This is a genomic window from Cupriavidus sp. IDO (genome assembly GCF_000812465.1).
Lineage (GTDB): Bacteria > Pseudomonadota > Gammaproteobacteria > Burkholderiales > Burkholderiaceae > Cupriavidus.
In genome coordinates this window covers 39,092-54,236 of record NZ_JWMA01000057.1, presented here as the reverse complement: position 1 = coordinate 54,236, position 15,145 = coordinate 39,092, and the positions used below count along the sequence as shown (strand labels likewise).

At 61.4% G+C, this 15,145-nt stretch carries 12 protein-coding genes and 4 pseudogenes; 9 read left to right on the top strand and 7 right to left on the bottom strand.

Translation table 11 applies throughout. The annotated features are described in order from the left end of the window. Nucleotides 1-9: 9 nt before the first annotated feature. The 4 genes and pseudogenes from glcF (at nucleotide 10) to RM96_RS18705 (ending at nucleotide 3,945) form a co-directional block, all read left to right on the top strand. Nucleotides 10-1,227, top strand: coding sequence for a glycolate oxidase subunit GlcF (gene glcF / locus RM96_RS18720; RefSeq protein ID WP_039012757.1), 1,218 nt, complete (start codon nucleotides 10-12; stop codon nucleotides 1,225-1,227). Between the two features lie 152 nt (nucleotides 1,228-1,379). Then, nucleotides 1,380-2,690 carry an MFS transporter gene (locus RM96_RS18715; protein ID WP_039012755.1) on the top strand — a complete coding sequence of 437 codons (1,311 nt, stop codon included), beginning with the start codon at nucleotides 1,380-1,382 and terminating at the stop codon, nucleotides 2,688-2,690. A 122-nt stretch (nucleotides 2,691-2,812) separates the two neighbouring features. Beyond that, nucleotides 2,813-3,001, top strand: a pseudogene (locus RM96_RS18710) (aldo/keto reductase); the annotation flags it as partial. A 191-nt stretch (nucleotides 3,002-3,192) separates the two neighbouring features. Then, nucleotides 3,193-3,945 carry an SDR family NAD(P)-dependent oxidoreductase gene (locus tag RM96_RS18705; RefSeq protein ID WP_039012752.1) on the top strand — a complete coding sequence of 251 codons (753 nt, stop codon included), beginning with the start codon at nucleotides 3,193-3,195 and terminating at the stop codon, nucleotides 3,943-3,945. 178 nt (nucleotides 3,946-4,123) lie between these two features. On the opposite strand, the pseudogene ltaE reads toward RM96_RS18705, so the two are convergent. Together ltaE and RM96_RS38710 are read right to left on the bottom strand one after the other, a co-directional pair. Then, a pseudogene (gene ltaE / locus RM96_RS18700) lies at nucleotides 4,124-5,125 on the bottom strand (low-specificity L-threonine aldolase); the annotation flags it as partial. Between the two features lie 28 nt (nucleotides 5,126-5,153). Then, nucleotides 5,154-5,417 carry a hypothetical protein gene (locus tag RM96_RS38710; protein WP_152624147.1) on the bottom strand — a complete coding sequence of 88 codons (264 nt, stop codon included), beginning with the start codon at nucleotides 5,415-5,417 and terminating at the stop codon, nucleotides 5,154-5,156. A 38-nt stretch (nucleotides 5,418-5,455) separates the two neighbouring features. Between RM96_RS38710 and RM96_RS40550 the strand changes: the two genes are divergently transcribed. After that, a complete protein-coding gene (locus RM96_RS40550) occupies nucleotides 5,456-5,587 on the top strand; it encodes a hypothetical protein (protein WP_274520202.1) in 132 nt (43 codons plus the stop codon). A gap of 481 nt (nucleotides 5,588-6,068) precedes the next feature. On the opposite strand, the gene argE is transcribed toward RM96_RS40550, so the two are convergent. The 5 genes and pseudogenes from argE to RM96_RS39410 form a co-directional block, all read right to left on the bottom strand. Beyond that, the gene (argE, locus tag RM96_RS18695) at nucleotides 6,069-7,268 is read right to left on the bottom strand and encodes an acetylornithine deacetylase (protein WP_052279584.1); all 1,200 of its coding nucleotides are present in this window, start codon (nucleotides 7,266-7,268) and stop codon (nucleotides 6,069-6,071) included. A 258-nt stretch (nucleotides 7,269-7,526) separates the two neighbouring features. Beyond that, nucleotides 7,527-8,924 (bottom strand): MFS transporter, encoded by a 1,398-nt coding sequence (locus RM96_RS18690; protein ID WP_063925998.1) that lies wholly within the window; start codon nucleotides 8,922-8,924, stop codon nucleotides 7,527-7,529. 58 nt (nucleotides 8,925-8,982) lie between these two features. Further along, nucleotides 8,983-9,099: pseudogene (locus RM96_RS37260) on the bottom strand (transcriptional regulator); the annotation flags it as partial. A 267-nt stretch (nucleotides 9,100-9,366) separates the two neighbouring features. Continuing rightward, nucleotides 9,367-9,507, bottom strand: a complete 141-nt coding sequence (locus RM96_RS39700) for a hypothetical protein (RefSeq protein ID WP_202966746.1) — start codon at nucleotides 9,505-9,507, stop codon at nucleotides 9,367-9,369. A 92-nt stretch (nucleotides 9,508-9,599) separates the two neighbouring features. Further along, on the bottom strand, nucleotides 9,600-9,917 hold the full coding sequence (locus RM96_RS39410; protein ID WP_193752482.1) for a hypothetical protein: 318 nt from the start codon (nucleotides 9,915-9,917) through the stop codon (nucleotides 9,600-9,602). Between the two features lie 252 nt (nucleotides 9,918-10,169). Here RM96_RS39410 and RM96_RS38700 point away from each other — a divergent pair, with 252 nt between their 5' ends. From RM96_RS38700 to RM96_RS18670, 4 genes and pseudogenes are all read left to right on the top strand, one after another. Continuing rightward, nucleotides 10,170-10,871: a hypothetical protein gene (locus tag RM96_RS38700; RefSeq protein WP_152624146.1), complete on the top strand. Its 702-nt coding sequence runs from the start codon at nucleotides 10,170-10,172 to the stop codon at nucleotides 10,869-10,871. 709 nt (nucleotides 10,872-11,580) lie between these two features. Further along, nucleotides 11,581-11,760: pseudogene (locus tag RM96_RS18680) on the top strand (hypothetical protein); the annotation flags it as partial. 258 nt (nucleotides 11,761-12,018) lie between these two features. Beyond that, nucleotides 12,019-13,833 carry a PAS domain-containing hybrid sensor histidine kinase/response regulator gene (locus tag RM96_RS18675; protein ID WP_082016599.1) on the top strand — a complete coding sequence of 605 codons (1,815 nt, stop codon included), beginning with the start codon at nucleotides 12,019-12,021 and terminating at the stop codon, nucleotides 13,831-13,833. Beyond that, nucleotides 13,830-15,023, top strand: coding sequence for an adenylate/guanylate cyclase domain-containing protein (locus RM96_RS18670; RefSeq protein ID WP_039012749.1), 1,194 nt, complete (start codon nucleotides 13,830-13,832; stop codon nucleotides 15,021-15,023). The genes RM96_RS18675 and RM96_RS18670 overlap by 4 nt, the downstream gene beginning before the upstream one ends. Nucleotides 15,024-15,145 lie beyond the last annotated feature (122 nt).

Sequence of the window (15,145 nt, the reverse complement as noted above, 5' to 3'; positions counted from 1 at the left end):
ATCACGATCATGCAAACGAATCTCAGCGACGAAGCAAAATCGCTCGCGCGCGCGAAGGAAGCGGAAGACATCCTCCGATCGTGCGTGCACTGCGGCTTCTGCAACGCGACGTGCCCAACGTATCAACTTCTCGGCAACGAGCTCGACGGCCCGCGAGGGCGCATCTATCTGATCAAGCAGATGCTCGAAGGCGAGCCGGTCACCGACAAGACGCAACTGCATCTCGACCGGTGCCTGACTTGCCGCAACTGCGAAACGACCTGTCCGTCGGGCGTCACGTATCACGCGCTGCTCGACATCGGGCGCGAGATGCTGGAACGGCGGGTCGAGCGGCCCGTCGCCAACCGCGCGCTGCGTGCGGGCCTGCGCCATGTGATCCCGCGCGCGAGGACGTTCGGCGCGCTGCTGAAGCTCGGGCAAATGATGCGGCCGGTTCTTCCCGTGGCACTCGGCGAGAAGATTCCTCCTAACGCCCGGGTCGCCCTTGAACGGCCCGCTGTGCGCCATGCACGTCGCATGCTGATGCTCGAAGGCTGCGCGCAACGCTCGCTCTCGCCGAATACGAACGCGGCCGCCGCGCGCGTGCTGGATCGGCTCGGTATCAGCATCGAAGCAGCGCCGGAGGCCGGCTGCTGCGGCGCGACCGACTATCACCTGAACGCCCAGGAAGCGGGGCTTGTGCGAGCGCGCCGCAATATCGATGCATGGTGGCCCAAGGTGCGCGCGGGCGCTGAAGCCATTATCCAAACGGCGAGCGGTTGCGGTGCGTTTGTCAAGGAGTACGGCCACCTGCTGCGCGACGACCCGGCCTATGCCGACAAGGCTCGCCGCATCAGCGAAATGGCGCGCGATCTGGGCGAAGTCCTCGCCGATGCGCCGCTCGAAGAGTTGCGGATCAAGGCCGACAAGCGCGTCGCCTTCCACTGCCCGTGCACCTTGCAGCATGCGCAAAAGCTCGGTGGCTCGGTGGAGGGCGTGCTCGGCCGCCTTGGCTTCGACCTCGCGCCTGTTCCCGACGCGCACCTGTGCTGCGGGTCGGCGGGGACCTATTCGTTCACGCAGCCCGAGCTTGCCCGCAAGCTGCGCGACAACAAACTCGACGCACTCGAAAGCGGCAAGCCAGACGTGATCGCCACCGCCAACATCGGCTGCCAGACGCATCTGGGTGCGGGCGGCCGCACGCCGGTGCGCCACTGGATCGAAATCGTCGACGAAGCGATCGTCTGAACTGCGCACACGTTCAGCGTACGCCGGACAGTACGCCACTGCCACCAAGCCTTCAATTACGGGATTTTAACCGAAGCATTCCTATTTCGCCGCGCGGCGCACTCCGTGCGCTGCGGCAACCCTTATCGCATCCGAAAAAAGAGACTGGAGACATGGATATCATCGCCAAACCCAACGACTACGCGCTCGACCGTGCCACGGTCGAAACCCGCGCTTATTCGAAAGCCACCTGGCGGCTCTTGCCGTTCCTGTTCGTGTGCTACGTCGCGGCGTACCTCGACCGCGTAAATGTAGGCTTCGCCAAGCTTCAGATGCTCAATGACCTGGCGTTCAGCGAGACCGTGTACGGTCTTGGTGCGGGCATCTTCTTCATCGGCTATTTCTTCTTCGAGGTTCCGAGCAACATCATCATGCATCGCGTGGGCGCGCGGGTCTGGATCGCGCGGATCATGATTACCTGGGCGGTAATCTCTGCAGGGTCGCTGTTCGTTAAGACGCCGACGACCTTCTATGTCATGCGATTCCTCCTCGGCGTGGCGGAGGCGGGCTTCTTTCCGGGCATCGTCCTTTACCTGACCTACTGGTTTCCGGCCGAGCGGCGCGGGCGCATGAACGCGCTCTTCATGATGGGCATCCCCATTGCCGGCGTGGTGGGCGGCCCCTTGTCCGGCTGGATCATGGCCGTGCTCCAGGGCGTGGGGGGCTGGTCGAACTGGCAATGGCTCTTTCTGCTCGAGGCGATTCCCTCGGCGGTGCTGGGCGTCGTAACGCTGTGCTGCCTGCCGAACGGCATCCGCTCGGCGAACTGGCTCACGGATGAAGAAAAGCACGTGCTGGAGGTGAACGTCGAACGGGACAGCGCGGGCAAGACTCACGGTTCGCTCGCCGGAGTGTTCACCGACGCCCGTATCTGGAAGATGGCAGTCATCTACTTTTGTTGCATGATGGGTCTCTATGGAATCAGCTTCTACCTTCCGACGCTGATCAAGGCGACCGGCGTGCGCACCGCGCTCGATGTGGGCCTGCTGACCGCTATTCCGTATGCGTGCGCTGTCGCGAGCATGTTCCTCGTGGCCCGCAGCGCAGACCGCTCGGGCGAGCGGCGCTGGCACTTCGCGGTGCCCGCCGTGCTCGCCGGCGCGGGCCTGTTCGCCAGCACGCAACTGACCGGCAATATTCCGCTCGCGATGGTCGCGCTGACCGTCGGCACAGCCGGCATGCTTGCGACGATGCCCGTGTTCTGGACCTATCCGAGCGCGATCCTCGCCGGTGGCTCGGCTGCCGCGGCCATCGGCATGATCAATTCGATCGGCAACCTGGCCGGATTCGTCAGCGCGTCGATCATCGGCTGGATGAAAGACGTGACACATAGCACGAACGCCGGGATCTACTGCGTGGCGGGCGCGCTTGTCTTCGGCGCCGTGCTGGCTTTGCTTCAGCCGCACCGGTCCGTGAGCAAGTAAGCCGGGTGAGACTCGATAAAACCTTCTGTTGCGTTTGGTCAAGATGCCTTCTTAATGGCAGAACGCAACGCTTCTAAGCGGCTATCTTTCTCGTCGGGAGAGCGAAGAATCGGGTTGCCCGCGGGTTATTGCCTGCGCAGTTCGCGCTGGCCTTTGTCAACACGCGCCCGTTCGTGACAAGCAACCTCATTGGGGCCACGTCACTCGAGCAACTGCGGGAGAACATCGCCAGCATCGACGTCAAGCTGCCGGCAGAGGCGCTCGCGGAAATCGATGCGCTTCAGAAGGAGCAGCCGAATCCCGCGCCGTGATGGCGCAGCGATGGTCGCCCTATGGGACCGCCTGCGCGGTACCGGAAAACTGGAAGGGACTGCTCGGAAATCGTGCAGCCGAATGAACTTTTCGATCGCGAGTGAGTGGTGCGGATACCCGACCCCGGAAAGCATGCGTTATAAACGTTCACGCCACGTTCACGCGCTCGTTAATGTAGGGAGGCCTTGTCATGGGATTTGATTTCAGCGGCAAACGCGTGGTCGTCACTGGCGGATCACGCGGGATCGGCCGTAGTATCGCGCTCAGGTTCGCGCAGGCCGGCGCCGCCGTGTCTGTCTGCGCACGCAACGAGCAAGGATTGCAAGCGGTCGAGGCCGAGCTGGTCGCCTACGGCCACCCTGTGCACACCGCGCCGTGCGATCTGGCGCAAGACCGGGCGATAGGCGCGTACATCGCGGCCGCGGGCGAGGCGCTTGGCGGCATCGACATATTGATCTGCAACGCGTCGGGTTTCGGAGGCGGGGATACCGAAGCCGGCTGGAAGGCGAGCGTTGATGTGGACCTGATGGCAACGGTTCGGGCAGGTCATGCCGCGCTGCCTTTCTTGCGCAAGTCGGCCAACGCTTCCATCGTCAATGTGACCTCCATCTCCGCGCTGCATCCATCGTCCCGGACGCAGTCTTACGCGGCGATCAAGGCAGCGGTCGTGCACTATACAGCCTCGCACGCGTTGACACTGGCGCCGGATCGCATCCGGGTCAATGCTGTGGCACCGGGATCGATCGAATTTCCGGGCGGATTGTGGGAACAGCGGAAGACCTCTGATCCGGCTCTCTATGACCGGGTACTGCTTTCTGTTCCGTTTGGCAGGCTCGGTACACCTGGCGAGGTCGCTGGCGCGGTGCTGTTTCTCGCCAGTGAACACGCTGGCTGGATCACCGGTCAGACCTTGGTGGTTGATGGCGGGCAGGTGTTGACATAAGCGCGCCAAGACACGGCAGGGAGGGGCGAGGTTACGCCGCGCCTGGAGGACGTCGCTCGGCACAACCTTCTGCCCGTTTCGGCAATCACCGCCGCTTCAGTCCTTCAGCTTGAAGGCGGAGTGGCGACTCACGCGCGGACGTGCGGGAAATGCCGAGCGACTCCACAACGTCAATGGATCGCGAGAAATACGTCTTGATCGCGGCGACGAACGTGCCGATGTCCGCGCGCGAGACATCCTTGTGCGTGACGAAGCGCGAGGCATACAGCATCTGTGTGAGAATGCCGCGCTCCTTCAGCCACGCCTCGAGGGGCGCGCAGTGTTCCGGCGGACATTGCGCGAAGACCATGTTGGTAGCGTGCGACTGCACGCTGATCTCATCGATCTGCGAGAGGCCGGCTGCGAGATGGGCGGCATTGTCGTGGTCTTCGGCGAGTCGCTCTACGTTGTGGTCCAGCGCGTACAGACAAGCTGCCGCCAGCACGCCAGCCTGCCGCATACCGCCACCCAGCACCTTCCGCCAGCGATGCGCGACGTCGATCAGCGTCTTGCTGCCGACCAGCACCGAACCTACCGGCGCACCGAGGCCCTTCGAAAAGCAGATTGACACGGAATCGAAGGGCGCACACAACGAGGCGATCGTCTGCATTGATGCAACAGCGGCATTGCACACGCGTGCCCCGTCGAGGTGAGTCATCAGCCCTCGCTCGCGCGCGAGCTGCGTCGCTTGCGCGACGTAAGCGGGAGGTAGCACTTTGCCGCCAATCGTGTTTTCCAGCGCCAGCAGACGCGTGCGCGCAAAATGATCGTCGATTGGCTTGATTGCTGCGATGACTTTGTCGAGCGGCAGGGAGCCGTCCGGCGCGTTTTCTATCGGTTGCGGCTGGATGCTGCCCAGCACAGCCGCGCCACCGCCTTCGTATCGGTAGGTGTGCGCGGCCTGTCCGACAATGTATTCGTCGCCCCGCGCGCAATGTGTCATCAGCGCGGCAAGATTGCTCTGTGTGCCACTTGGGAAAAACAGGCCAGCTTCCTTGCCGGCTCGCGCGGCGACTGCCGCCTGCAGGCGCCGGACCGTCGGATCGTCGCCCCAGACATCGTCGCCGACTTCGGCAGCCGTCATCGCGGCGAGCATCGCCTGGTCCGGTCGGGTTACGGTATCGCTGCGCAGATCGATCATTCGGGTCTCCTTGACTCTGATGGGGGCGTCACACCAGCGAAGCTGACGGCGCGGATGGAATTGAGAGTTTACCAATTAGTTGCATGGTACCGCTGGTCATGGTGGCTTCAGGACGCCTTTCGATCGCCGCTGTCGCCGCGGAGGTCTTCTCGGATAACAGTTCCGTTTCGCGGAACGAATGATTGACCACGCGACGCTGGTGCTGCGCTTGCTCATGTATGGCATTTACGGCGCCTGAGTGTTCGACGTGAGTGACGTTCTGTTGCGTGCCATGGCCGATGCTCGTACTCATTTCCCGTACGTGGCCAATCTCATATGTCTGCTGCTGGCATGGCGGGTCGTTCCGGGCGGGCTGCCGAGCCGGCGACGCCGACCATTGCGCCAGCGCTGTGCAACGCAATCTTTGCCGCCACCGGCAAGCGCATCCGCACGCTGCCGATCCGGAACCAGCTCAAGGCCTGATCTGACTGGATCGCGCGGTCGTCACATGTATGGGATCAGCCGCCCCGCGCCGATGATCAATCCGATCGAGGCGCGGTGGCACCGGTACGGTTCCTGCAGCGGTCAACTTTGCGCGCTGACCGAAGCAGGGTTGGGCAAGAACAGCGATCGTGCTTGAAAAGGGCGAATTTCTGTCGTGTGCTGATTGCGCCCACGCAAGTCATTCTGGCATGCAGGGTCCCGCGCGTGGGAATAGTCGCGACACCTTGTTGCTTCCTTGGAACCGAGGCTTGGCATACGACCGGTAGACGTGTTCCGACCGGTTCCCTGGTTGTGACGACGCAGCCAGAAGCTTGCGCGCTGCATCCCCCACACCCCGGATCGGCCGCCAATTTTGTTCCCGCTGCGACGGGCAGCAGCCTGATGGAGAGATTTTGTCTCTTCATCAGGCGATATTATCTGCCCCCTGCAACGTGGTAGAACGCAGGCGATCGGGCGCTCGTCAGGCGCCAACGCCTTTCGGAACAGCCAATAGCGTCGCGCTTCTGAGGAACGCTTCGCATCTTCGAAGTTGTCGCAGTTCGACGAACTCATTGGGACGGTGCGCCTGCTCGATGTTTCCAGGGCCACAAACCACCGTAGGTATTCCGGCCTTCGAGAAGTAACCCGCTTCCGTGCCGTAGGCCACCTTTCGGCGAACTGCATCGTGCGTGAGTGCCCTGACGAGTTGAACGATCGAGGATGCTTCAACCTCAGAAAGCGATGGAGCAGCCCCAAGGCAGGAGAATGTGACGCTCGCTCCATCGAATACCGCTTTCATCTGCGCTTCCAGCCCTTCCGCATACGCCTCGATACTACGCAGAAGGCGGCCCACATCCGTGCCGGGCAAATCCCGGATTTCGAAATCGAATTCGCACACGTTGGGCACCGTATTGAGCGCAACCCCGCCACGCACCAGCCCGGTTTGCGCAGTGGTGTATGGCACGTCGAAGTCTTCGTCGAAGGGGCCCGCACGGCGGAACTCATCGGCCAGGTCGCGGATGAAGCATATGATACGCGCCGCGTACTCAATCGCGTTGACGCCCGACGGTGTCAGTGACGAATGTACAGAGCGACCCACCACGCAGCACCGGTAATGGTTCAAGCCCTTGTGAGCAATGACCGGACGCATGGATGTCGGCTCGCCCACGATGCAGCCCGTCGGGTGGATTCCGCGGTCGCGCATGTCGGCAAGGAGAAGAGGCACGCCAAGACAACCGACTTCCTCGTCGAACGAGAATGCGAGGTGAACCGGGTCTGCGAGCTTCGCTTCGACCAGCTCCGGCACGAGGGAAAGCAATGCGCCAAGGTAGCCTTTCATGTCCGCGCTCCCTCGCCCATACAGACGGTCGTTGTCGATGACTGCGCGAAAGGGGGGGGTGTGCCAATCCTGGCCGTCCACTGGAACGACGTCTGTATGACCGGAAAATACAATCCCGCCATTCACCCTCCCGTCTGCGGCCGGAATTGTCGCAAACAGGTTTGCCTTAGCATTTCGGGCGTCGTAGGTCAGTTGTGTCGCAAGACCAAGACCTCCAAGAAAATCCCGAACCATTTCGATCAGGCCCAGGTTCGAGTTCCGGCTGACCGTCTCGATTTCAACCAGTCGGGATACCCATTCAACGACTCCGGAGAGTCGACTGTCATCGTTGCATGCATTCATTTGTATGTAGGCCTATCAATCAAATATCGGTACGGCGATGAGCGTTCTATCTTTAGCCGACCTATGCCGCTTTCGGGGCGCGACATCGAACTTCGGGGTCAACCGCATTTTTGGGCCACGCTGACCATGTCACGCGTGGTCGATCACCATATGAATTTCTCGCGCGTATCGTCGGCTCCTCGCCAGTTCGAGCGATTGGGAAGCTAACCGGGCTCGCCGCTCTCGCCTGGAGGAACACGCCCCCGGGCGTGTCGCGTGTCAATTGTTCGAAAGTGCGGCTTGTTCCAGTTCCGCGGCGCCTTGCGATGGCTCGCCAGCGTCGTCGCGCTGCGTCGCGCGGGTCCCGTGCTTGGGGGTGCCGAGCAACACGGCGACACCTGCAATCACCAGCAACGCTGCCAGGATATAAAGCCCGCTTGTAAAACTTCCGGTGGTCGTTTTCGCCCACCCCATGATGGCGGGGCTGACGAAACCACCGATCAGCGCAAGACTGTTGATGAGGGCGATACCACCAGCGGCAGCGGTGCCGGACAGGTAGGAAGTCAGCATCGCGAAAAATAGCGGCATGCCGGTGAAAATCGTCGCAGTGGCGATCGCGAAGGCGAGCAGGGCCGGCGCCAGACTGCCTGCGGTCGCAGCGATCATGACCAGTGCCGCACCGCCGATGAAGGCGCACCCAGCCAGGTGCCAGCGCCGCTCCTTCTTGATGTCGGAATGACGGGTGATATAGATCATGCCTAGTGCACCGACGCCATAGGGAATAATGGAGAACATGCCGATTTCGAATGCGTCGTTGACGCCGGCATTCTTGAGGATGGTTGGCAGCCAGAAGCTGACTGCGTAGATGCCGCAGATGACGGCGAAATACACGAATGCGAACAGATAGATCCTCGGATCCTTGAGAACGTCACCAAAGGTATGACTGCGATTCGCTGCAGACGGTCCGCGTTCGGCTGCGAGTTGGTGCTCGATGATGTATTTCTCGCGACCGGTCAGCCACTTGGCGTCGCGGGGGTGGTTGACCAGCACGACCGGCACGAGCAAGCCGAGTACCACTGCGGGAAGGCCTTCAAGCAGGAACAGCCATTGCCATCCGTTCATGCCGTGAAGGCCGGAAAGATGGGTCATGATGGCGCCTGAGACCGGGCTGCCGATCACGCCGGCAACGGTGATGGCACTGGAGAAAATACCCAGGACGCGCGCGCGCCGTGTTTCCGGATACCAATAGGTCAGGTAAAGGATGACGCCAGGCGTGAAGCCGGCTTCGAATACGCCAAGCAAGAAGCGCATGACGTAGAACTCTATCGGACTTGAAATGAACAGCATGCACATCGATACGAGGCCCCAACAGATCATGACGCGCGTCATGGTCTTGCGCACGCCGATCTTCTCAAGCATCAGGTTGCTGGGCACTTCGAAAAGAAAGTAGCCAGTGAAGAAAATGCCGGCGCCAAGTCCGTAGACCGCATCGCTGAACCCGAGGTCATGCTGCATCTGCAGTTGCGCGAAGCCTACATTAATGCGGTCCAGATAGGCTATCAGATAGCCGACAAACAGGAATGCCACAAGTCTCCAACTGACCTTTCTGTAGGTTGCATCGACTTCGTCGGCAACGTAACGGGTGTTGCCAACGACATCCTTCAGTGAATGCTCCATCGTCAAATCTCCATCCTTCCATTTCGCTCATAAGCGCGCATTGCCAGCCGACGGCGCAATCCAGGAGGTCGTGGACAACGACCTCGCAAAACGGCGCCAGGGTTTCGCCGAGGCCCGGCGCCACCTGCTTGAGTTGATCGAGCAGCGCACGCTGCTTCTTGGTCCCGTTCGTTATTTGGACATAATATCTAGAACTGGATAATGTGTCAAGGAAGAAAATCCAGCGCATGACAGAGCACGCTTGCGCCCCTCGCCGGTCAGGTGTTGGTCGAGCGGATGTCGTGGCACGTTGATTCGCAGGCGGCCGAGCAGCGATGTGCGGTAGCGATCGAGCTGATCGATTGCCGCGCCAAGGTCTCAACAAAGCACTTGTCGCGCTGTTTCCCCAGCGCGCTGCCGGCCGCAGTCGGCACCACCGAGTGACTGGTGCGATTGAGCAGCTTTACGCCCAGTTCGAGGTTGCGATGGCGTGGAAGCTGCGGCGCCGGCAGATGGTGACAAATACATTGAGATCGGCGAGCTCGGTGCGGGTGAAGGCGCGCATGGTGGCTTCAATACGTGTCGTCTCGACATTCGTGCTCAATCACTCCATTAGTTCTTGCCGGCAAGCGTTAGACCGCAATCGGTCGTTGCACGAAGCACGTCGAATCTAGCTCATATATCGTTGAATTGGATTCAACAAGCCGTTGAGGCAAGCCACGCCACCTGCCTTCCGACCGGGCGGATGAACGCGTCCACGACGTTCGATGTCATGACCTGCGCAACTCGGACCCGAAGTTCCGGCAGCCGCGTTTTGCGCAGTACCTTGCGGTCGTCGAGGCGCTCTCGTCGTTTGCCCGCGAGCGCCATGACAAATCGGTGCTGGCGTTGGCGATCCGCTGGATTCTCGATCAGGGGCCGACGATTGCGCTGTGGGGTGCGTCGCCCGGACCAGTTGAGGGGCATCAGCGATGCTTTTGGATGGAGTTTCAGCGCACAGGACAAGGCGGACATCGATGCCTTGCGTCCCGGAAGCGCCGCGCGTCGGCTTCGTGCTCGAAGCCGACGACAACGTCATCCGCGTAACGCAGAATGATGACGTTGGCTTTGGCCTCTTGCCGTCGCCACCGGTTGGCGTAGAAGAGAGAGTGCAAAAGTTGGGGAGGCTCCCAGAGAGGGTCGCTCGAGCATCTGGGCGCCGCGCCGGAGTTGCAATACCTCCAGGCGAAGTGGGCGGCCCATCTGCCGTACCGCCAGGCCACGGCCATGATGAAGGAAGTGCTGCCGCTAGAAAAGGGCATTTCGTTCAGCGGCACCCGGGGTCGGATTCGCACTCTTGGAAAACAACTCGACGCTGACATTGAGCGTGACATCGCGAAGCTGCCCCAGGCCGTTGCAGACGTCCAGGTTCGCGAATCCAGCCATGTCGCCGCCGTGAGCGTCGACTCGGCGTGGCTGCGGCATTCCGACTCCGAGAGAGGCCTTGGCCGCCACGTCAACATCATCGCCCGGCGAGCGACGTTCACGGACGGTCCGTCAAAGTTGTATGCCCATGCACACCGGGAAGTCATCTCGGCTGCAGCGCGACTCGATCAGTCTCTTAGTCGACACGGTGTGGCGACCGATGAACGCGTGACCGTGATCAGCGACGACGCTGGTGAATTTGAGAAGACCGTCCAGGGCAGTCAGCTGGCTCGCGGCCGGATTCTCGATTGGTTCCATATCGCGATGAAGTTCGAGGCGGCGCAGCGTTCTGTGTTCGGCAGCAAGATGATCGCCTCGCTGGAACGGGAGTCGGTGGAAACCGAAATCACCCACGCCAAGTGGTTGGTCTGGCATGGCAAGGGCAGCAAGGCGGTGAAGCGGATCAAGGCACTAGACGATCGGCTGCTGGCGAGGGAAGGGTACGAATTCAGCACGCTGTGGTGGAATCTGAACACCGTCTACGGAACAACGCGCACACGCTAGTCAACTACGACGCTCGGCATCGCAAGGGTCTGCCGATCAGTAGTGGCATCGCCGAGTCTGCGGTGAACCAGGTCGTCAGCCACCGCATGGCCAAGAAGCGACAGATGCGCTGGACTGACGAAGAGGCGCAATGCATGGTGCAGGTCAGGGTGGCGGTTTTGAACGGGGAATTCTCGCCCCGCCGCATCTCGGCGCTCGAGCTCGCCACCTCGCGTCACAGCAAATGCATCGGGTCAGCATCGCCAAACCGGCACCGACCAACGAACAGAACAAACCGTGAGATCCTTGCCGCAAGCCAGGGCGCCTGTCGAAATCTACCTCCCCAGCTTTTGCGCGCTCTCCATTTCCGAGGGCTACATCGCCAGAACCGGAGGAGCGCTAAGGCTTGCGCCGTCAGGCATCGGACCGGCGCACACATCAGACGTAAGAAAGGGAGCGCAGCCGCGCCGATGCACTTGGGGTACACCACCAACTGCGGAACGTGACCTGCGGGTACGTCCCAATCCACCCAAGATAAGCAGCTAAAGAATGCTGCAATAGATCCACGCGAGGCCTTAACAGGCGACGAGATTTGAGTGGCCGCCCTGCTTGCGCAGGTCTTTTGCGCATGCAGGACGGCGGCCAATGGAGGATCGTTTCTCGATCTTCGCTTGGCTCTCATGCCCCTGTCCAAACTGTTCGCCACCCTGGCCAAATATCTGTGCTTGACGACCAGAAGATCCTCGCGGCTCGATATGATGTCTACCTTCAGGCCCGCGAACGCAACCCGGCTCGCTGGTCGGGCAGCACGCGCAACTGGGCGCCCATCGGCGCCGTGACGCTCAACCCTCAACGCGACTCGGTGGTGGCCATGGCGTCACAGACCGAAGAAAGGCCGCTGGCTGCATGACTGAGGCGACAACTACATTGACGCGGGCCGTTTCGGACAAGGGCGGTAATTCCGCTTTGTGCTGGTCCGAGCAGCTTGACGTGTCATGGATCACGGCACACACTATGCTGCGTACGGTCCAGTGATGAGTAAACGGGATAAGCAATACCGTTTGCACGGGTTGGTGGAGCCGGACGGCGCCTTGATCGATGGGCTGCGACTAGCAAAGCGTGGGCGCGCTGCCAACAATATTTTTTGCTCTTGTTCAGGTAGGCAAACATGCCCAATCCCCCGGAAAAATTGCCGTCTTTAGCGGACGAAATTGATGAGGGCGAACGGCGCTTCAGGTCGCTTGCAGATGTGATGCCCCAAATAGTGTGGACAGCCATGCCGGATGGTTGGATCGACTACAGCAATCAACGGTGGATCACCTATACGGGGCTTACTTTTGAGCAACTCCAAGGGTGGGGCTGGACTCAAGCACTCCACCCGAATGATTTGCAACCTACCATCGATCGCTGGACGAGCTCATTAGAGAGCGGTGAAGATTATGAGACTGAATACCGTTGGAAAAGAGCCTCCGATGGCATTTATCGATGGCATCTGGCCCGCGGATTACCGCTTAGAGACTTGAACGGACATATCGTCAAATGGGTTGGGACCAGCACCGACATTGAGGACCAAAAGCAGCTGCAGGCCGCGGCGGAAAGAGCCAACCGCGCGAAATCTGATTTCCTTGCCAGCATGAGCCATGAGCTGCGCACGCCGCTGAACGGTATTCTTGGCTACGCGCAGATACTGCTGCGGGACACCACGCTAGGCGAGCGGCAGGTCGCGGGGCTGCGCGTGATCCAGCAAAGCGGCGAGCAACTGCTGACGCTCATCAACGATGTACTCGATTTCGCCAAGATCGAAGCCGGCAAGCAGGAGCTCAGCCTCACCGACATCCCGCTGGCCAAGTTTCTGCGCATCATTGCCGAGATCATCAGCGTCAAGGCGGAGCAGAAGGGGCTGGCCTTTATCTGCGACACCGCGCCGGACTTGCCCGGGGGCATACGCGCCGACGAGAAGCGGCTGCGCCAGGCGCTACTCAACCTGCTGGCCAATGCGGTCAAGTTCACCGATCGCGGTCAGGTCAGCCTGCGGGTGCGTTTTTCCCCTCCCGCCCGGCTGCGCTTCGAAGTGCAAGACACCGGCATCGGCATCCGCGAGGAGCAATTGGAATCCATCTTCCAGCCTTTCGAGCAAGGCGGCGACGCGCAACGCCGGCTCGGAGGCAGCGGCCTGGGCCTGGCCATCAGCCAGCGCTTTGTGCGCCTGATGGGGGGCGAGATCCGGGTCGAGAGCCGGATCGGCCAGGGCAGCACCTTCTGGTTCGAGCTGGAGCTGCCGGTGGTCGAGCTCGAGATCGCGCCGCCGTCTGCCGCAGGCGTCGTGACCGGCTATCAGGGGCCGCGCAAGAAGGTGTTGGTCGTCGATGATGTGGCCGAGAATCGGGCCGTGCTGGTCGATATGTTGGGCCAGATCGGCTTTGAGATGGTCGAGGCGGAAAACGGCTGCGAGGGACTGGAAAAAGCCCAAACCTTGCGCCCGGACTTGATCTTGATGGACATCGTCATGCCGGAGATGGGCGGGCTGGAAGCCACGCGCCGCCTGCGCCAGCTGCCGGCCCAGAAGGATGTGCCGATCATCGCGATTTCCGCCAGCGCTTCCGGTGGCGACAAGGAGAGCAGCCTGGCAGCCGGCATGAGCGCGTTTCAGCCCAAACCGATCGACTTCGGCATGCTCCTTGCACAGATCGCCAGCCTGCTGAAGCTCAACTGGACTTACGCAGCGCCGCCCGCGAGCTCCGCTCCCGAACATCAGGCGCCCGGGCCGCTGCTGGTGCCACCGGCGCAGGAGATGGAAATCCTGCATCGTCTGGCGCGGGAGGGAAACATGCGCGACATAGTGCAGCGCGCCGCCCACTTAGCCGAGCTCGATGAGCGCTATCGTCCGTTCGCCGATCAACTGCGCCTGTTGGCCAAGGGGTACCAGTCCAAAGCCATTCTAAGCCTTGTGGAGCGGCACCTGGAAAGGAGACCAGCGCCATGACGGCGACCTCGGCACAGGAAACTGGCACCCACACGATCCTGATTGTCGATGACACGCCAGCCAACCTGGACGTGATCGTGGAAAGTCTTGAGGACCACGGCTTTCGGATCGTCGTCGCGCAGGACGGCGAAGAAGGGCTGCAACGCGCCGACTTTGTACAGCCAGACCTGATCCTGCTCGACGTGATGATGCCGGGACTGGACGGCTTTGAAGTCTGCCGCCGCTTGAAGGCGCTGGCAAGCACCCGAAAGATCCCAGTGATTTTCATGACCTCGCTGACCGAGACCGAGCACAAGATCACTGCGTTCAAGGCGGGCGGGGTCGACTATGTCACCAAACCGCTGCAGATCGACGAAGTGATGGCGCGGGTCGGCACGCACCTGAACCTGCATGCGATGCAACAGCGGCTGGAGGCGCAAAACGCGCAGCTGCAGCAGGAGATCGTCGAGCGCCGGCAAGCCGAACAGGCGCTGGAGACCAGCCGCGAACTGATCCGCCATCAGAGGGACGAGCTCAAGGAGCTGTACGACAAGATCGTCGTTGAGCAGCAGGTGTCGGAGCGGTTGCTGCTCAACGTGCTGCCCTACCCGATTGCCGAGCGCCTGAAGGCGCACCCCGGAGTGATTGCTGACAGTTTTCAGGAGGCCACTGTATTGTTCGCCGACATCGTAAAATTCACCCGCTTTTCTGCCGGCATGAACCCCGAGCGGCTTGTGGCGGTGCTCGATGAGATCTTCACCGACTTCGACAGCATTGCCGACCATCGCGGCCTCGAGAAGATCAAGACCATCGGCGATGCCTATATGGCTGCCGCAGGGCTGCCGGTCGCGGCGGCCGATCACGCAGCACGGGCGGCGCACATGGCGCTGGACATGATCGACGCGCTGGCCGGCTTCAATGCGCGCAACGGCTACAACTTGCAGTTGCGCGTTGGCATCAACAGTGGTGCGGTGGTGGCCGGTGTCGTCGGCAAGCGCAAGTTCATCTATGACTTGTGGGGCGACGCCGTCAATATCGCCAGCCGTATGGAGTCCCATGGCGTGGCCGGTCGCGTGCAGGTTACGGAGGCCACCCGGCAGTACCTCGCGGAGCCATTCTTGTTCGAGGAGCGTGGCACGATTGCAGCCAAAGGCGTGGGTGAGCTGCGCACGTGGTTCCTGACCGGGCGGAACGACGCGCAGCGCCCATGATGCCCAGCAGCACCTGGCTTACTGCGACAAAGTCCCCTCCTCAATAGTAAGCCGCCCGTCCCCAAGCAACTGGTCGAGCATGCCCCACGGGAACGCACCGTGCATCCCGCGCCGCCCTGCAA

Coding starts and splice junctions, on each gene's coding strand:
- glcF (WP_039012757.1), top strand. CDS start 10: ATGCAAACGAATCTCAGCGACGAAGCAAAATCGCTCGCGCGCGCGAAG.
- RM96_RS18715 (WP_039012755.1), top strand. CDS start 1,380: ATGGATATCATCGCCAAACCCAACGACTACGCGCTCGACCGTGCCACG.
- RM96_RS18705 (WP_039012752.1), top strand. CDS start 3,193: ATGGGATTTGATTTCAGCGGCAAACGCGTGGTCGTCACTGGCGGATCA.
- RM96_RS38710 (WP_152624147.1), bottom strand. CDS start 5,417: ATGAGTACGAGCATCGGCCATGGCACGCAACAGAACGTCACTCACGTC.
- RM96_RS40550 (WP_274520202.1), top strand. CDS start 5,456: ATGGCGGGTCGTTCCGGGCGGGCTGCCGAGCCGGCGACGCCGACCATT.
- argE (WP_052279584.1), bottom strand. CDS start 7,268: ATGAATGCATGCAACGATGACAGTCGACTCTCCGGAGTCGTTGAATGG.
- RM96_RS18690 (WP_063925998.1), bottom strand. CDS start 8,924: ATGGAGCATTCACTGAAGGATGTCGTTGGCAACACCCGTTACGTTGCC.
- RM96_RS39410 (WP_193752482.1), bottom strand. CDS start 9,917: ATGTCCGCCTTGTCCTGTGCGCTGAAACTCCATCCAAAAGCATCGCTG.
- RM96_RS38700 (WP_152624146.1), top strand. CDS start 10,170: ATGATGAAGGAAGTGCTGCCGCTAGAAAAGGGCATTTCGTTCAGCGGC.
- RM96_RS18675 (WP_082016599.1), top strand. CDS start 12,019: ATGCCCAATCCCCCGGAAAAATTGCCGTCTTTAGCGGACGAAATTGAT.
- RM96_RS18670 (WP_039012749.1), top strand. CDS start 13,830: ATGACGGCGACCTCGGCACAGGAAACTGGCACCCACACGATCCTGATT.